This window comes from Psychrobacter sp. Pi2-1, from assembly GCF_904846645.1.
GTDB lineage: Bacteria > Pseudomonadota > Gammaproteobacteria > Pseudomonadales > Moraxellaceae > Psychrobacter.
On the sequence record NZ_CAJHBO010000016.1, the window covers coordinates 1 to 16,879 of the forward strand.

General features: G+C 43.5%; 12 protein-coding genes and 2 tRNA genes. 7 read left to right on the plus strand and 7 right to left on the minus strand.

Annotated elements, in window-relative coordinates; genetic code table 11:
* Window positions 1-164 precede the first annotated feature (164 nt).
* A complete protein-coding gene (locus tag JMX91_RS09580) occupies window positions 165-1,514 on the plus strand; it encodes an MBL fold metallo-hydrolase (protein ID WP_201548832.1) in 1,350 nt (449 codons plus the stop codon).
* Between the two features lie 371 nt (window positions 1,515-1,885).
* On the opposite strand, the gene JMX91_RS09585 is transcribed toward JMX91_RS09580, so the two are convergent.
* From JMX91_RS09585 to msrB, 4 genes are all read right to left on the minus strand, one after another.
* Window positions 1,886-1,962 (minus strand) — tRNA-Asp (locus JMX91_RS09585).
* A 37-nt stretch (window positions 1,963-1,999) separates the two neighbouring features.
* Window positions 2,000-2,075: transfer RNA gene (locus JMX91_RS09590), tRNA-Val, on the minus strand.
* 223 nt (window positions 2,076-2,298) lie between these two features.
* Window positions 2,299-2,784, minus strand: coding sequence for a glutathione peroxidase (locus JMX91_RS09595; protein WP_201548834.1), 486 nt, complete (start codon window positions 2,782-2,784; stop codon window positions 2,299-2,301).
* Window positions 2,785-2,921: 137 nt separating this feature from the next.
* Complete coding sequence (gene msrB, locus JMX91_RS09600) at window positions 2,922-3,347, minus strand: peptide-methionine (R)-S-oxide reductase MsrB (RefSeq protein WP_201548835.1); 426 nt, start codon at window positions 3,345-3,347, stop codon at window positions 2,922-2,924.
* Between the two features lie 443 nt (window positions 3,348-3,790).
* On the opposite strand from msrB, the gene JMX91_RS09605 reads away from it, so the two are divergent.
* On the plus strand, window positions 3,791-5,443 hold the full coding sequence (locus JMX91_RS09605) for an aminotransferase class I/II-fold pyridoxal phosphate-dependent enzyme (protein ID WP_201548836.1): 1,653 nt from the start codon (window positions 3,791-3,793) through the stop codon (window positions 5,441-5,443).
* 116 nt (window positions 5,444-5,559) lie between these two features.
* Here the strand turns inward: JMX91_RS09605 and JMX91_RS09610 are convergent, their stop codons facing one another.
* Together JMX91_RS09610 and JMX91_RS09615 are read right to left on the minus strand one after the other, a co-directional pair.
* Window positions 5,560-7,167 carry an inorganic phosphate transporter gene (locus JMX91_RS09610; RefSeq protein ID WP_201548837.1) on the minus strand — a complete coding sequence of 536 codons (1,608 nt, stop codon included), beginning with the start codon at window positions 7,165-7,167 and terminating at the stop codon, window positions 5,560-5,562.
* A 572-nt stretch (window positions 7,168-7,739) separates the two neighbouring features.
* A complete protein-coding gene (locus tag JMX91_RS09615; protein ID WP_201548838.1) occupies window positions 7,740-9,431 on the minus strand; it encodes an ATPase in 1,692 nt (563 codons plus the stop codon).
* A 320-nt stretch (window positions 9,432-9,751) separates the two neighbouring features.
* Here JMX91_RS09615 and JMX91_RS09620 point away from each other — a divergent pair, with 320 nt between their 5' ends.
* From JMX91_RS09620 to JMX91_RS09640, 5 genes are all read left to right on the plus strand, one after another.
* A complete protein-coding gene (locus JMX91_RS09620) occupies window positions 9,752-10,465 on the plus strand; it encodes an FFLEELY motif protein (RefSeq protein WP_201548839.1) in 714 nt (237 codons plus the stop codon).
* A gap of 87 nt (window positions 10,466-10,552) precedes the next feature.
* Entirely contained in the window at window positions 10,553-11,656 is a 1,104-nt protein-coding gene (gene ubiE / locus JMX91_RS09625) for a bifunctional demethylmenaquinone methyltransferase/2-methoxy-6-polyprenyl-1,4-benzoquinol methylase UbiE (protein WP_413786791.1), read from the plus strand.
* Between the two features lie 118 nt (window positions 11,657-11,774).
* Complete coding sequence (locus JMX91_RS09630) at window positions 11,775-12,479, plus strand: SCP2 domain-containing protein (RefSeq protein WP_201548840.1); 705 nt, start codon at window positions 11,775-11,777, stop codon at window positions 12,477-12,479.
* A gap of 104 nt (window positions 12,480-12,583) precedes the next feature.
* Window positions 12,584-14,245 carry an ABC1 kinase family protein gene (locus JMX91_RS09635; RefSeq protein WP_201548841.1) on the plus strand — a complete coding sequence of 554 codons (1,662 nt, stop codon included), beginning with the start codon at window positions 12,584-12,586 and terminating at the stop codon, window positions 14,243-14,245.
* A 96-nt stretch (window positions 14,246-14,341) separates the two neighbouring features.
* Window positions 14,342-15,769 (plus strand): FAD-binding oxidoreductase, encoded by a 1,428-nt coding sequence (locus tag JMX91_RS09640; protein ID WP_201548842.1) that lies wholly within the window; start codon window positions 14,342-14,344, stop codon window positions 15,767-15,769.
* A gap of 99 nt (window positions 15,770-15,868) precedes the next feature.
* Here JMX91_RS09640 and ruvB read toward each other — a convergent pair whose 3' ends face one another.
* Window positions 15,869-16,852, minus strand: coding sequence for a Holliday junction branch migration DNA helicase RuvB (ruvB, locus tag JMX91_RS09645; RefSeq protein ID WP_057760949.1), 984 nt, complete (start codon window positions 16,850-16,852; stop codon window positions 15,869-15,871).
* Between the last annotated feature and the right edge of the window lie 27 nt (window positions 16,853-16,879).

Sequence of the window (16,879 nt, forward strand, 5' to 3'; positions counted from 1 at the left end):
ATTGCATAGCACGATTGGATATGTGTCACCCTTTGAGTTTGAAAAGCGGTATTATGATAATTTAATCCTGTCAGGTATTGCTGCCTGACTCAAGTAAATAAGTCTCCGATAAAGTCGGGGCGGTTCAAAAAGCTCATTTGACATAACTATAATAAGGACAAGACATGCTATTAGAAAAAATCAAAACACTCGGACTTTCGCACTTATCCTATTTGGTAGGCTCTGGTGGTCAAGCAGCGGTAATTGACCCACGTCGTGACTGCGCAATATATGTAGAAAAAGCGCGCGCAGCAGGGCTTGAGATTACTCATATTTTTGAGACACATCGTAATGAGGATTTGGTTTCTGGAGCACCTATCTTGGCCGCAATGACAGGGGCAACAGTTTTACATGGCCCTAATCCAGAACAACCTGTTGTCTACGCTGAGACCGCACGTAATGGTGATTGTTTTCCAATTGGCCAATTAGAAATTCGCGTCCTAGAAACGCCTGGTCATACCGATGATCACCTTGCTTATGCGCTGTTTGACACGGCGTACCCAGATAAGGCGGTTGGCGTTTTTACTGGGGATGCGCTCTTTGTAGGTGATGTCGGTCGTACTGACTTCTATCCTGAGCGTCGTAGAGAAGTTGCAGGTCTACTTTATGATTCGTTACAAGACATTCTAGCGCTCGGTGATCAGGCGATTATTTATCCAGCTCATGGTGCAGGCTCCGTCTGTGGTTCAGGCATGGCGGAGCGAGAGTTTTCTACAGTCGGTCATGAAAGAATGAACAACCCACGTTTACAGATTACCGATCGTGAGACATTTATTGACTTCAAGACTAGCGAAAACCATTATCAGCCACCCTATTTCAGATTGATGGAGCGCCTTAATATGGAAGGTGGTGAAGCGCCTCCAGTCGTTATGCGTCCACGCAACCTTTCGCTCAAACAGCTGCATGACTGCGATGCTGATCATCTCATCGATATTCGTGAACCAATGACGTATGCGTCAGGACACCTGCCCGGTTCTATGAGCTTACCTGTCAACATGCTACCTGCGTTTGCTGGATGGTTTATCGAGGAAGGACAAAGCTTGGCCCTGATTGCCTCTGATGAAGAGCAACTGGCGACTGCGATGGAGCATCTGGTACGTATTGCTTTTGATAATGTTATAGGTGGCTATGTGGGTGTCGTCCCTGCCGCTGCCAAAGGTGAGCAGATGCAGCAAACCCCTATGATCGATACAACTGAGGTAGAAAGTCGTCTTAATAATGCTCAAAATTGGACATTGCTCGATGTGCGCGATATTGATGAGAGGAATACTAGTGCGATTGAAGGGTCACAGCATATCTATGTTGGTCACCTGAATGAGCGTTGGCATGAGCTTGACCAAAGTCGCCACTATACATTGATGTGCGCCAGTGGTGCTCGAGCAACAATAGCAGCAGGGTGGCTCGCTAGTCGAGGTTTTGAGAACGTTGATATCTATCTAGGGTCGATGGGCGCATGGCAAGCAACGCATGAGTAACCCTTTATTCGTAGCTAAAATTTGCAATGAGCTAAAACGCGTCTCAAGTTTTAAACAATAAGCTTTAAGCAAAGCCATTTTAAAGTGCTGTAACTAAGACATGCTATACCTAAAATAAGTACGACAACCCTTCTTTTATTCAGTATAAGACTGATATAAAAGAAGGGTTGTCGTTTTAGCTGACCTTTAAGTGATATGACTTGAGTAAATATAAGTCATAGTACTAGGTTCTAACTCTTACTATATTTCCTTATCTGACTTATAACTCATAAAACATAGATACATAAAAAACAGACACAAAAAAACCTCAAACAATCTAATGCTTGAGGCGAAACTTGCTTAAACTCGAAAGTTTAAATTCGTTTTAAATATGGCGCAGCGGACGGGACTCGAACCCGCGACCCCCGGCGTGACAGGCCGGTATTCTAACCAACTGAACTACCGCTGCTTAGGTCTCTTAGCTTGTTTAGCCACTTGCTAAGAAGTGGTGGGTGATGACGGATTCGAACCGCCGACATTCTGCGTGTAAGGCAGACGCTCTACCAACTGAGCTAATCACCCTTCGAACAATTGCTAGGCAATTTATTCAACATCAACTGAGCTCTTTAGTTTGTCACTAAGCTCTGCTGCTGTGGGTGTGTATTATATAGATTTACTGTTGGGTGTCAAACAGTATTTACCACTTTTTTAGATATTTTTTCGATTTTTATTAGAATATCTAGCAAGCATTTGTTTTTATTGATTTTATATTTTCATACAAAACCAATATTTTTTAATTTAATACTTATTTGTTAGCCAGTGCTTGCTCGATGTCGTTTTTAATGGCTTCTGGCTTGGTCGTTGGTGCATAACGGTCAACAACTTGGCCTTTACTATCGACTAGGAACTTGGTGAAATTCCACTTAATACCATCTGTCAGTACGCCACCCTTTTGTTCTTTGAGCCATTCATAGATAGGATGAGCATCTGCGCCATTAACATCGGTCTTTGCCATCATAGGAAAGCTGACACCATAGTTCTTTTGGCAAAACGCGCCAATCTCATCGTTGCTACCTGGGTCTTGGCTACCAAATTGGTTACAAGGAAAACCGACGACAACCAGTCCTTGATCCTTATACTGTTGATATAGTGATTCCAAGCCTTCGAACTGCGGCGTAAATCCACATTTGCTTGCGGTATTGACGATTAATAATACTTTATCCTGGTAATCTGAAAACGCTTGCGAGCTACCATCCATGCGCTCAGCCGTAAAATCATAAATTGTACTCATCATTTATCCTTAAATTGAGGTTTTTATTGTTTTGGGTGTCTATGCAGTACTTCTTTTTCTATCATACACATAATAAAACTATTGAAAAGGAAGCACCGTGTACTTCCCTTTCACGTTTCTAATACTACTTAGACTACTTACTTCTCAGACTTATCTAAATCGATAGATACTGAGTTGATGCAATAGCGCATGCCTGTTGTCTCAATAGGACCATCAGGGAATACATGACCTAAATGTGCGCCGCAGTTGCTACAAGTGACTTCAGTACGAGTCATGCCTAGCGAGTTATCAACGTGCTCTTCAATCGCGCTGTTATCGATACCTTGATCAAAACTTGGCCAGCCACAGCTCGCATCAAATTTATTGCTTGAGTCAAATAAGCTTGCACCGCAGCCCTTACAGCGGTAAACGCCATCATCGGTTGCATCATTGTATACACCTGTAAATGGACGCTCAGTGCCCTTCTCACGCATAATATGATACTCATCAGCGGTTAAACGCTCTTTCCAGTCAGCTTCAGTCAACTGGCTGATTTCTTCTTTGCTTAGTTGATTGTCTTGCATAATTTATCCTTATTCGAGTATTTATTATCTAATCTCGGTAACTATTTTATCGCCATATGATTATGAAAACGACGTGCTCTATCTGTTGGTTATCGATGCACTATTCAAGGCATATATAAGAAAAGTATTCTCTATATTGGGAGATAGACAGCAGGATTGAAGCGATTAACTGAGTTAAATATAGCAAACTAATTTTAGATAATGATAGGCAAAGATATAACTTTAATATCCAAACATTTTATAGTCTATATAAGAGATTTAGAGCTGTATGAATATAAGCCAAATATTAATGCAAGATATACTTGCAAATACTAATAAAACTGCTTGTAAAATCATTTGCAAATTAACTATCAATGCAATAATATCTTGCATTAGTGCTTAATTAAAATGTTTAATATATCTCTACATTGAATAATTAATGATTAATAAAGGCTCAAACAACAATGTCTGACGACAATAGCAAAAGTACGCAAGCGGAACGACTGGTACAGTTGCGCCGTGACAAAGGATTCACTGCTGAGCAGCTAGCACAGGCAATGACAGCCGCTGGTGCAAAAGTGAGCCGTGGTGCTATCTCAAACTGGGAGCGTGGTACCAACGGCATTGTCTCATCCAAGCTGCCTACACTCGCACGTATTTTGGGCTGTAGTGAAGGATATCTGTTGCGCGGCGACCTTAATAATGAGGCTATTGATGCAGACGAGTCGACATCATCTGTAGAGCGCAGTAAACATCAAGAGCTAGGCACAACTTCTTACACCCATCCAGATATTAAGACAACTGATGCTCAGTCCACGGAATCTCTTACTGCTGGTAAAGGCTCAAAAACCAATTCGACAACCAATCCGAAAAACGGTCCTGCTATGAACACCATAAAAAAATCTGATAAATTACAAAATGTTTGCTATGACATTCGTGGTCCTCTACTGCAGACTGCTAATAAGATGGAAGCAGAAGGCAAACGCATATTAAAACTAAACGTGGGCAATCCAGCGCCTTTTGGTTTAGAAGCCCCGCATGAGATTTTGCGCGATGTCGCTATGAACTTATCTGAGGCAACTGGCTATTCAGACTCGCAAGGGATTTTCTCAGCACGTAAAGCCATTTTGCAGTATTACCAGTCTAAAGGTTTGTTATCAGCCGTTGACGTACGTGATGTGTATTTGGGCAATGGGGTTTCTGAGCTTATTGTCATGACTATGCAGGCGTTGATGAATGATGGTGATGAAGTCCTGATTCCGATGCCAGACTACCCTCTTTGGACTGCCGCGGCCAACCTCGCTGGCGGTACTGCTGTGCACTATCGCTGTAATGAAGAAGACAACTGGCACCCTGATATTGAAGATATTAAGTCTAAAATCACGAGCAAAACGAAAGGTATCGTGGTTATTAACCCAAATAACCCGACAGGCTCCCTTTATAGCGATGAGTTATTAAAGCAAATTATCGAAGTTGCTAAAGAGCATGATTTAATCATCATGGCTGATGAGATTTACGATCGTATTCTCTATGATGATAATGTACATACCCCAATGAGCACCCTAACTGACGACGTACTGGTACTTTCTTACAATGGCTTGTCAAAGTCACATCGTATTGCAGGATTTCGCTCAGGTTGGATGATGGTATCGGGCCGCAAACAGCACGCAGCTGACTTTATTGAAGGCTTAGATATGCTCGCATCTATGCGCCTTTGCTCTAACGTGCAAGGACAGTACGCTATTCAAACAGCGATGGGTGGGCATCAGAGCATGCAAGACCTGACTTCTGAAAAGGGTCGCCTATATAAGCAACGTGAAATGGCAGTCTCACGTCTTAATGCTATCAAAGGTATTTCTTGTACCATGCCTCAAGGCGCGTTTTACTGCTTTCCAAAAATGGATCCAGAGGTTTACCCTATCACCGATGATATGGATTTTATGATGGACTTGCTCGTTGAAGAAAACGTATTGATGGTTCAAGGTACTGGGTTTAACTGGGATAGACCCGACCATTTCCGTCTGGTGTTCTTACCTAACTTGCTTGACCTAGAGAATGCGATGGATAGATTGGACAGATTTTTTGCCAAAAAACGTAAGCAATTTGGTACCGAGTAAATCGTTATATATCATTAAAAAAACGCTTATCGGCATGATGCTGATAAGCGTTTTTTATTGCGTTGAACCTAGTTATTCAAACTCAACTATCATAATTCACTGATAAAAACAGCATATTAAAAAATATTGCTCAATACGAGATAACTGATAGCAGACATAGTAGCCGCTGCAGGCAGCGTCACAATCCAAGCCAAGCCAATCGGTTTCATAAGCTTCCAGTTAGTATCTCTGTTGACGATACCGATACCTAATACCGCGCCTACTAGCGTGTGAGTACTCGATACAGGTAGACCCATAGTCGATGCACCCATCACAACAGCTGCTGCAGCTAGCTCAGCTGAGAAGCCTGAAGCTGGATGCATTTTCGCTAGATTGGTACCAACGGTTTGAATCACTTCTTTACCAATGAACCAAAGACCAACGATTAGCGCCACACCAAAGGTCAGCATGACAGCAGGTGGCACCGCAGCTTCAGTAGCGATACTATTAGTACGAATCACATCCATAATAGCGGCAAAAGGACCAACCGCGTTGGCGATATCGTTTGAACCATGACTGAAGGCAAAAGCTGACGCGGTAAAGACCTGCATCCAGCTAAACATAATGAACGTCGCTTTGGTCAAATCTTCTTTATGCTTACCGCGGATACTCTTGGTATAGATATAGGTCGCTAACCATACTAGCGCCGCTATCATACCCATAATCAAGAAGCCCTGCAGTGTGGTCAGGCCGCTATTAACATTTTTAAGACCTTTAAAGACGACTAGAGAAGTCATCACCGCACCACCTGCGGCAGCAATGATAGGTACCCACTGCTTAAGTGCTTTTAGAGTATCAAGGCTACTGCGCTCATTCTCAATATCATAAAGCTTTTTGTAGTAATCAGTTTCTAGGTCTTCAACGTTACAATCATCATCTTTATAGATTTCCTGATCACGTAGCATCGCTGACGTATAGGCCAATTGCTCAGACTCTGTCAAACCATCCAAAAACTCTTTGTGGTTTTGCTTTAAGACTTTTTTATTGCCTTTTAGCGTAGCAATATAAGCTTCAGTTTTATCATTATATTCAATGATGTTTTTCTTGATTTGTCCATATAAAAGATAAGACAACACGCCACCTAGTAGCGGTGACAGCACCCAAGAAATAGCGATAGTTCCAACCGTTCCCCAGTCTACCGTTGATAGCGCCATGTCCGTACCACCTAACGTGATACCTAAAACAATGGAGCTACCAATCACACCGCCAATAATGGAGTGAGTGGTCGAAACGGGCAGACCTTTTTTGGTCGCAAATAACAGCCAAAATGCTGCTGCAACCAATGCGGAGAGCATGACATAAATGAACTGATTGGGCGTCACTGATAAACCATCTAGATCGACGATGCCGCTTCGAATCGTATCAGTCACCTCCCCGCCTGCAAGAACTGCTCCCGATACTTCAAATATCGCGGCAATACCCAATGCTTGCGGAATAGTCAACGTCCCTGCACCCACCGACGTACCAAAAGAGTTGGCGACATCGTTACCACCGATATTGAATGCCATAAAGACACCAAAAGCGGTCGCCACGATGAATAGCGTCGTTTGCTGACGCATGGTGTAATCTAAACCCCACCACAAAAAGTAGGAAGTCATCGCAATCAGTAAAATGGCAAAAAATAGATTTATTCTCATAGAGCCAACTGGCTTGATTGACTCTGTAGAACTGCTGCTAATACCCATACGTTAGTACGTCCTGCGTAAGCTGATTAAAATTATATGAGGTTGATAATATCGCGCTGCTGCTCACAGTGCTTGTTACGGCATCTAATGAAGTAGCAATAGAAAATATACAACATGCGGTTAGAAGGTTTTGAACCGATTATTATAACGGCAAGGAAAAACACATCTTTCAACATGTCACAAAGCCGCAAGTGATATTGCCAAATCGTCTGATTACAGCATCTTGCGGCTTATATGTTTCTTAGCAATATTTGTGGTACTACTAACAGCTATTGTAACAATTTTTGTCGTAATTATTAAGTTATCTATACTAAATAACCAAAACACGTTGTTTGCTAAATTAAAACTATTATTTAGCAGGAGCTGTTTTGCGCTCTATTATATTAAATATGAGCACATAATGCATGATGATATTGCGAAATTTGTAACTGCGAGTGTATACGGACAAGACCACACTCTGTAAAAGGCGGGATGGCTCAAATATGTTTCGAGCCATCCTATTTAGAAGATACGTGGAAAATACAATTATATAAATCTATGACAGTCCTTGAACTTCAGGCATTTTTTAACAGCTATTTGCTTCCAGCAAATGCAGACAACTGCTCGATAGCATGATCTAACACGTCTAAACGCGCCTGCCGCTTTTCGTTGGTCGCAATAACACACCATGGCGCTGTCGTTGTATCCGTACGTGCCAGCATATCTGCTGCAGACTGCACGTAGTCTGACCATTTATCACGGTTACGCCAGTCATCATCTGTCAGTTTAAATTGCTTATGCGGTGTATCCTGACGATCTTCAAACCGTTTAAGCTGCTCTTTTTTATCAATCGCTAACCAATATTTGATAACCAACGTTCCTGCTGCTGCCAAGTCCGCCTCAAAACGATTAATTTCATCATATGCTCGTTGCCATTCATCAGGAGACGCAAATCCTTCGATGCGCTCAACCAACACGCGCCCATACCAAGTACGATCGAAAATAGCGATACGGCTGATACGATTTTTCTGCTCGTCAGGCAATCGCGTCCAGAATCGCCACAAGTAAGGATGCTGAGTCTCATACAACATCGGCGCGCCAATATTATAAATTTGATACTCGCGAGGATCTAGCGGTGCGACCAACCTTTTGATCGCACCGCCTTTGCCAGCAGCGTCCATTCCTTCAAAGGCAAACACCACATGCCGACCTTGGCGTGCACGTAGCAACTCAGCAAGCCGCGCTTGCTTCTCTGCCAATGCCTCACGATAGTCGGATTTACTGATTTTTTTATCTTTAATAGATGTCAGCTGCTTAGGTATTGGTACAGGTTCAAACTGTTTTTGTTTAGTATCTGAGTTAAGTTTTAGTGTCTCGGACTGAGAATGGTTTTTTGATTTTTCATTATTATTGTCATTGCTATCTGTCTGACTACTCGCCAACGCGGTTTGTATAGCATGTAGCACCAAATGACAAAAGTTATCAGCGGCCTCTAACTTATCGTCACCATCGATGATGACCCAGTCATCCTGTTGACGCAGCAAAGTCGCAGCCACCTCATTAAACTTCTCGATGACTTGCTTGTTGTTCCAGTCAATTTGATACAGAAACTGCGGATCTGCTTCATTGTCCTTTAAGCGACTGTGCAACGTTTCGATATCAACATGAAACCAACATTTTAATAATTTGGTTTGATTGGCAATGAGATCGTTTTCAAATGCCTTTAGCGTGTCTAACTGCTGCTGTAGATAGTCTTGCCACTGAGCGATAGGAAGCGAATTTTTACTCTTTTGACCTTTATTATTTGATAATGCTTCAAGGTTCTCACTATCTGATGTCGCTAGTCGCATGACATTGTATAATAAATCAGCATACCAGTTGCCAAAATACACCATGACATCACCATAGCGTGGCATGGCGCTGGTATGCGCTTGCCAAATAGGTTGATAACTCAATGGCGAATGACCAATGGTAGCCTCAACTTTAAGTAGCCTTGGATCTACCCATTGCCGTAACTGCTTAACGGCGGTACCTTTACCTGCCTGCTCCATTCCATTAACCAGCACCAATAGACCTGTTGGCTTATTGAGGGTCGGCGGCGTTTGCTGGCGAGTGGCTTTTAAAGCATACTGAGCTGTTACCAATGCTAATCTAAGCGAATCCTCGTCCAGAGAAAACTGACTCAAAGGATTGGGCTTTAGACGCTGCTCCACAACTTGCTCGCTAAATTGTGTACTTACCGCTTGTGGTGCTTTTGGTTCAGTAGTATCATTTTTTTTAGACATGATTACACTCGCTATTATTGTTATTGGGCGGCTTTACTAATGAATGACTTATGGGATAGCTCTCGATAAGATAACTCTCAATAGTTCTATCTCATCGCTCATATTTATCTCATTTAATCATAGCACTGCGCCAATCGAGTAAATAATATTGCTGTGTAACAGATTGGTATTTGTATTCTTAATTATTTTCTTTTAAGGTGAACACAATTTTGGGTATAGGGTAGAACAGTTGTTGAAAACCTTATAACCCTGAACCACTATATTCAAAACAACCATACTCAAATTTGATTACCCTATTTACTTCTACAGGATTCACTGCCATGACCGCTTTAGCTGATTTACAACAGCATTTGACACGTTTTTGGGCGATGCCTTATCACCAAAATGATGCATTAAATGCTAAGCTCAAAGAAGTACAATCATGGCAACAAGCACGTCTCCAGCAGACGCATCGCGAGCTATTTGAACAACCCAAAAACCAACTAATGGCAGATTACTTTCTCACCCAACTATATGGTGGCGAAGAGTTCAAATTATTAGCAGAGCAGTTAGCACGTATCTTGCCAAAAGCGAAAAAGCTAGAACGTCTTGCTAAAGAGTCAGCCCTAGAGGCTGGTAGCATGGGCATCCAAGCGGCGATTTTTGCCATTGAGCTAGATCTTCATTTAGCCCAGTGGTTACTCACTCAAGATTTGCCAGTGAACGAAGAGAATATGCTAACCGCCTATCGTACTGTCGATGAAGAAGATGAGCGACGAGTTCAGATTGCCAATTTAAAAGATGTCTGTTATCGCACGGATAAACACCTAAATTCGTTTATGCTCAAAAAAGCATTTGCACTAGCAAAAAGCACAGCCTATCGTCATGGTTACCAGCCGCTTTATGATTTTATTGATACAGGCTTTAAGGCCATGAAACCTTTGAGCAGCGTCAGCGATTTTATTGAGCCGTTCTGCGAGCGTGAACTGTCCATTATCGATCAGGTTCATGATACGGATAATGGCAGTAAGCCAGTAGCGTTTGGTGTATCATAAGGTCAATATGCTAAATAGCTAATTGACGCTTACTATTTAACGATTTCCTCCGATAAAGACAATCATAAAAATAAATTCTAGGACAACATGATGACTGATAATTCAAAAGATAGCAGCGCCCTTTCTAATCAAGCCACAACGACCAATGGTCATTTGCAAGACAAGCTGGTAAAAGACAGTATTGCTCATAACCAACAGATTAGCGCGCAGATATTACGTAACCAAACAACCAATGTCGTGCCGAGCAAGAATAATAGCGTTGCTAATGACGACAATAGCGACTTTACTAAAGTTCAAGATTTACCAACTGGGACGCCGCAAGGCCAACAAACTACTATGCCAAACAACGATAAAACGACTCGCACAAATACTTCAGAGCAAACTATAAAACAAACCCTGTTCAATCAGCGTGATGATATCAATAATCCGCACACGCCTGAAACAGATGGTAATGAGCAGACGCATTTCGGCTATAAGACCGTCAATAAAGCAGAAAAACAAGCACGTGTGGCTGACGTATTCACCTCTGTTGCCAAAAAATACGACATCATGAATGACTTGATGTCATTCGGTATTCATCGTCTGTGGAAACGCTATGCGATTAGTCTATCAGGCGTGCGTGCTGGTCAGCATGTCCTTGATATTGCTGGTGGTACAGGCGATTTGGCCAAAGTATTTAGCCGTGAAGTTGGTAGAAATGGCCACGTGGTACTATCTGATATTAATGCTGCGATGTTAGAAGTGGGCCGTGAGCGCCTAATCAATGCAGGCTGTAATAACGTTGATTTTGTATTGGCAAACGCTGAGACATTAGCTCCTTTTGATGACGAAAGCTTTGATTTGGTCACCATTAGCTTTGGTCTGCGTAACGTCACAGACAAAGATGCCGCGCTAAAGTCTATGTATCGCGTCCTGAAGCCAGGCGGTCGTCTATTGATTTTAGAATTCTCAAAGCCAGTATTTGAGCCATTATCTAAGGCTTATGATTTGTATTCATTTACTGCATTGCCAGTGATGGGTAAGCTAATTGCTAATGATGCTGAAAGTTATCAGTACTTGGCTGAGTCAATTCGTATGCACCCTGATCAGCAGACACTCAAGCAAATGATGCAACAAGCTGGGTTTGAGAACTGCGATTATCATAACTTGACTGCTGGCATCGTGGCTGTCCATCGCGGATTTAAAGCGTAACGACAAAGTACGATTGGCAAGACTATTACGTTTAATAGACTATATTGAACCTAACACGAACACATGATGCGCTGATGCAGCTAATGCGAAGGCGCTCACTTAACGATGCGAGAGCCTTATGCTGACTGTCCTTCTATTAGCTGGTGCCGAAAAGCTAATCAACATTGCCATTGCTAGTGATGAGATTACCAAAGCAGGTTTAGCGCCGCTTGCAGGTAAAGTGTTACGTCTTAATATGGGACTGCCGGAGATTCATTTAGACATCTTGTTCACTCATGAGCGTTTGCGCTTTGAGCCGGTCACGACGGAGAGCGTATTTGAACCAAGTGGCCAGATGAATGAGCGCCAAAAAGCCAGCATGGAACGCGCACGTTTTGGTCATAGTCGTCCAGACTGTACCATCACCGTAGACAATGCCGCTCAACTGCTTAATCTGATGCGTGGCGCAGAAGGTAACCTGCCAATCGCTGGTGATTACAAGGTGCTAATGCAGCTCAAACAACTGGTTGCAGGATTTGATCCTGACGTGGCTGGACAGCTTGAACCATTTATTGGTAAACCAATGGCTAGCCAGTTACACCTTCTTATCTCCCAGCTTAAAGGTAGCTGGCGTCATAGTGCCAAACGTGCTTTTGATGACGTCAGTGATTGGGCCAATGAAGTGGCTGGTAATAGCACACCTGACCCTATCGAGGTGGCTGAAGCAAATGATCTTAAGCAGCTATTGTTAAAATTACGTGCTGACGTCGAACGAGAAGAAGCCAAACTTGCTGCTATCAAAGAAGAGCAAGCGCAGTTTCTTAATAACTCGTTTCATCAATAGCCGATTGCATCCATCATAAATGAACGCTATTACCGATGTGGCACTATTTATGATTAAGCACAGCGCCTACCCCATTTTCGTCTTTGTTTAGAGTACCTAACCTCATGCTATTATCGCACCGCGCTCGTCTAATTGAGCTTTGGCGTATCGCCGCAATGTATCGCCTTGATACCCATTTTTCTATCGAAGAAGCACCGCAGCTGCAACCTTTAGCGCGATTGATTCGCATGCATCCAGCAGCATGGGGCAAGAAGCACCAACCAAATGCGATTAAGTATGCGCTTGAGGATATGGGTACGCTGTTTTTGAAACTAGGCCAGTTACTCTCAACGCGTCGCGACTTGGTACCGCCTGAGATTATCGCTCAATTGATTCAATTGCAGGACAAAGTTAAGCCTTTTGACGCTGATATTGCTGTCGCTCAAATTCAACACCCTAAACATGGTCTTGGCCAGTCTATTGAGACCTTGTTTGCCCGATTCGATATCAAACCACTAGCGGCCGCTTCTATCGCTCAAGTACACACGGCTGCTCTACATGATGGGCGTGAAGTCGTGGTAAAAGTGGTTCGCCCCGATATTCGCACTGTGATTGTTTCTGACTTTGAGCTACTGCGAGAATTGGCAAGTTGGGCATCTGCACGTATTGAAGCAGCACGTGCCGTCCATATCATTGATATTGTCGAAGACTATCGGCAAGTCATGCTCAACGAGCTAGATTTAACGCTTGAGGCTGATAATACTACTCAGATGCGTAATAACTTCTTGGGTTCAGCACTGATGTATGTCCCTGAAGTTTATGACGCTGCCAAAAACGTGATGGTCATGGAGCGTATCCAAGGTGTCCCTATCTCACAAGTTGAGATGTTTGATCAGTTAGGTTATGATCGTGCAGCGCTTGCAGAAAAAGGCCTAACGATATTTTTCACCCAAGTCTTCCGTGATAATTTCTTTCACGCTGATATGCATCCAGGCAATGTGTTCGTGGAGACGCCACCTGTGCAAACTCTACATGCAGGTATGGCCGCAGTTGATTTAGGTCATGAACCACGTTATATCGGGCTTGATTGCGCCATCATGGGCACTTTATCAAAAGACGATCAGCTCATCGTAGCGCGGATGTTACTTGCCGTAATGAATAATAACTTTACCGCTGTAGTCGATATTGTGAGCCGTGCAGGTTGGATACCACCAAATGCTGATAAGCATGCCCTAATGCGTGATATGAAACGTACCGTTGGTCCTATGCTACAGAAGTCGATCGATGATATCGACTTTGCTGGCGTACTGATGCAGATTTTAGACATTGCGCGTAGACACCATATGAGTATCCCACCGCAGCTGATGCTTCTGCTAAAAACCTTGGTCCATGTGGAAGGACTTGGTCGTGATTTGTATCCTGACCTGGACATTTGGTCACTTGCCAAGCCAATTCTAAGCAGTTGGATTAAAGAGCAGTTAGATCCTATGCGTAATCTACAGCAACTGCGTCAACAACTGCCTGAAATGCTTCTGTCTACTACCGATATTCCTAAACTATTAGATCAAGGGCTACAAAGCCTTGCCTCACAGGGCTCTCGTCAGGACAGTCAACTACGCGAGATACAACAGATTCGCGCTGACATGCTAAACGACCGTCGCCGCGATTGGTTGGCACTTGCAGGGTTTGCTATTTTTATCGCTATCGCTACGCAAGTTATCGGCTGGCTATCACCTATATTTTATATACTGGCTATCTTGGTAGTAGTTTGGCGCATCCTAACTTAGTTATAACAGAACAAATGTCTGTTGTTAAAGCATATCAAATGGATATTGAATATGCTAAGTTAATGCTAAATATTCTCGTTATCTATAGGAACCCTCATGTCAGCGCTACCACTGTCACAGACCCATAACACTAGTAAACCAGACTATAGTGAGGCTATCACAGCTTTGCAAGAACGTTTTGGCAAGCAACTGAGTTTGAACGCTACAGTGCGCGAGCAGCATGGCCATACCATGACCTGGTTAGCCAATCAGCCGCCAGATGCAGTATTAACAGTACAGGACAAACAGGAAGTAGCTGCGGCCGTTGAGATTTGCCATCGGCATCAGATGCCAGTGATTGCTTTTGGTATCGGCTCTTCTTTGGAAGGACAATTAAATGCTCCTTATGGTGGACTGTGCATCGATATGCATGCGATGGATGCTATTTTACAGGTCAATAATGAAGATTTGACTGTTACTGTTCAGCCCGGCGTGACGCGTGAGCAGCTAAACCACTATCTGCGCGATACAGGGCTGTTTTTTCCGATAGACCCCGGCGCCAATGCCAGTATTGGTGGCATGGTCGCCACTCGTGCATCAGGTACTAATGCAGTACGTTATGGCACTATGAAAGATGTGGTACTCGCACTAGAAGTAGTAACCGCAAGTGGCGATATCGTACGAACAGGCACACGCGCTAAGAAGTCTGCAGCCGGTTATGATTTGACACGCTTGATGATAGGCTCAGAAGGTACACTTGGTATTGTCACTGAGGTCACGCTGAAACTATTTGGTATTAGCGAGTGTATAGGCAGCGGCATTTGTCATTTTTCGACCATCGAAGATGCTTGCCAGGCAGTAATGCTAACGATTCAGATGTGCTTACCTATTGCTCGTATCGAGCTGCTTGATGCAATGCAAATCAAAGCATGTAATCAATATGCTAATCTTGATTTAACCGAAACGCCTACGCTATTTGTCGAATTTCACGGTACAGAGGCAAGCGTTGCTGAACAGGCGCAAATGTTTGCTGATATTATCGAAGAGTTTGATGGTCGTGATTTTGCTTGGGATACCAATGAAGCTGAGCGTAAACGTCTCTGGCAGGCAAGACACAATGCTTATCATGCTAGCTGTGCGTTACGTCCTGAGACAAGCGCCCTATCGACTGACGCTTGCGTACCTATTTCGCGCTTGGCAGAATGTGTCAGCGCCACTGCAAAAGATATCGAAGCGTCAGGGATGATTGGACCAATTGTAGGTCATGTAGGCGACGGTAACTTTCATGTTTTATTATTGGTCGATACCAATAATCCTGAAGAGGTAGCTACTGCTGAGGGTATTATCGGTCGTCTCGCCACGCGGGCTATCGAGATGGATGGTACTTGTACGGGTGAACACGGGATCGGACAAGGCAAACAAAAGTATATGCAGCAAGAACATGGTAATGCGCTGATACTTATGGAAGCTATCAAGGCAGCCCTCGATCCTAAAAACATCCTTAATCCAGGGAAAATATGGCCTGAGGCTTTATCTATTTCCTAATACTATTATAAAGACTAAGACCATACTAAAATCAAACCAATAGCCAAAAAAAATACGCCTACTTTCAATCAAAAGTAGGCGCTTTTTTAATATTTATCTTTATAGCATTTGATCAATTGCCATCTGTGTTAGCACCCGTCCACGAGCGGTACGCAGCACATAACCTTGTTGAATCAGATACGGCTCAATCACATCTTCGAGCGTACCACGGTCTTCAGCCATCGCTGCTGCCACTGCTTCAACACCAGCAGGACCACCATCAAATCGCTCGTGCAATATTTCGATATAACGTCTATCTAGATGATCAAGACCACGTCTATCCACTGCCAACATATCTAACGCGCTACCAGCAATCGCGCCATTAATACTACCGTCGCCTCTTACCTCGGCATAGTCACGCACACGGCGTAATAGGCGGTTAGCAATCCTTGGTGTACCACGTGCGCGGCGGGCAATCTCTACAGCGCCATCTTCACTCATTGGTACGCGCATTAGACGTGCTGCTCGGCTGACAATCGTCGTTAGATCAGCGATGTTGTAAAACTCAAGGCGCTGTACAATACCAAAACGGTCACGTAGTGGTGAGGTTAGCAGCCCTGCTCTAGTTGTTGCTGCTACCAAGGTAAACGGCGGTAAATCAAGCTTGATAGAACGCGCAGCAGGCCCTTCACCAATCATAATATCCAATTGGAAATCTTCCATCGCTGGATAAAGTATTTCTTCAATGACCGAGCTTAGACGGTGAATTTCATCAATGAACAGCACATCACCTGCTTCTAGGTTGGTCAGCATGGCCGCCAAATCTCCTGGGCGCTCGAGCACAGGCCCTGAAGTAGAACGCAGATTACCACCCATTTCACGAGCGATAATATTGGCAAGGGTCGTCTTACCTAGACCCGGTGGACCAAATATAAGTGTGTGATCTAGCGCTTCGTCACGGCCACGAGCAGCACCGATGAACACTTCCATCTGCTCACGTACCACTGGCTGACCAATATACTCAGCCAATAATGCTGGTCGGATATTGGCATCAGGAGCATCACTTGCACCTTCTAGCGGATTAATTAAACGATCTTGCGTCATAGAATTTATCATTATATTAAAAAATTA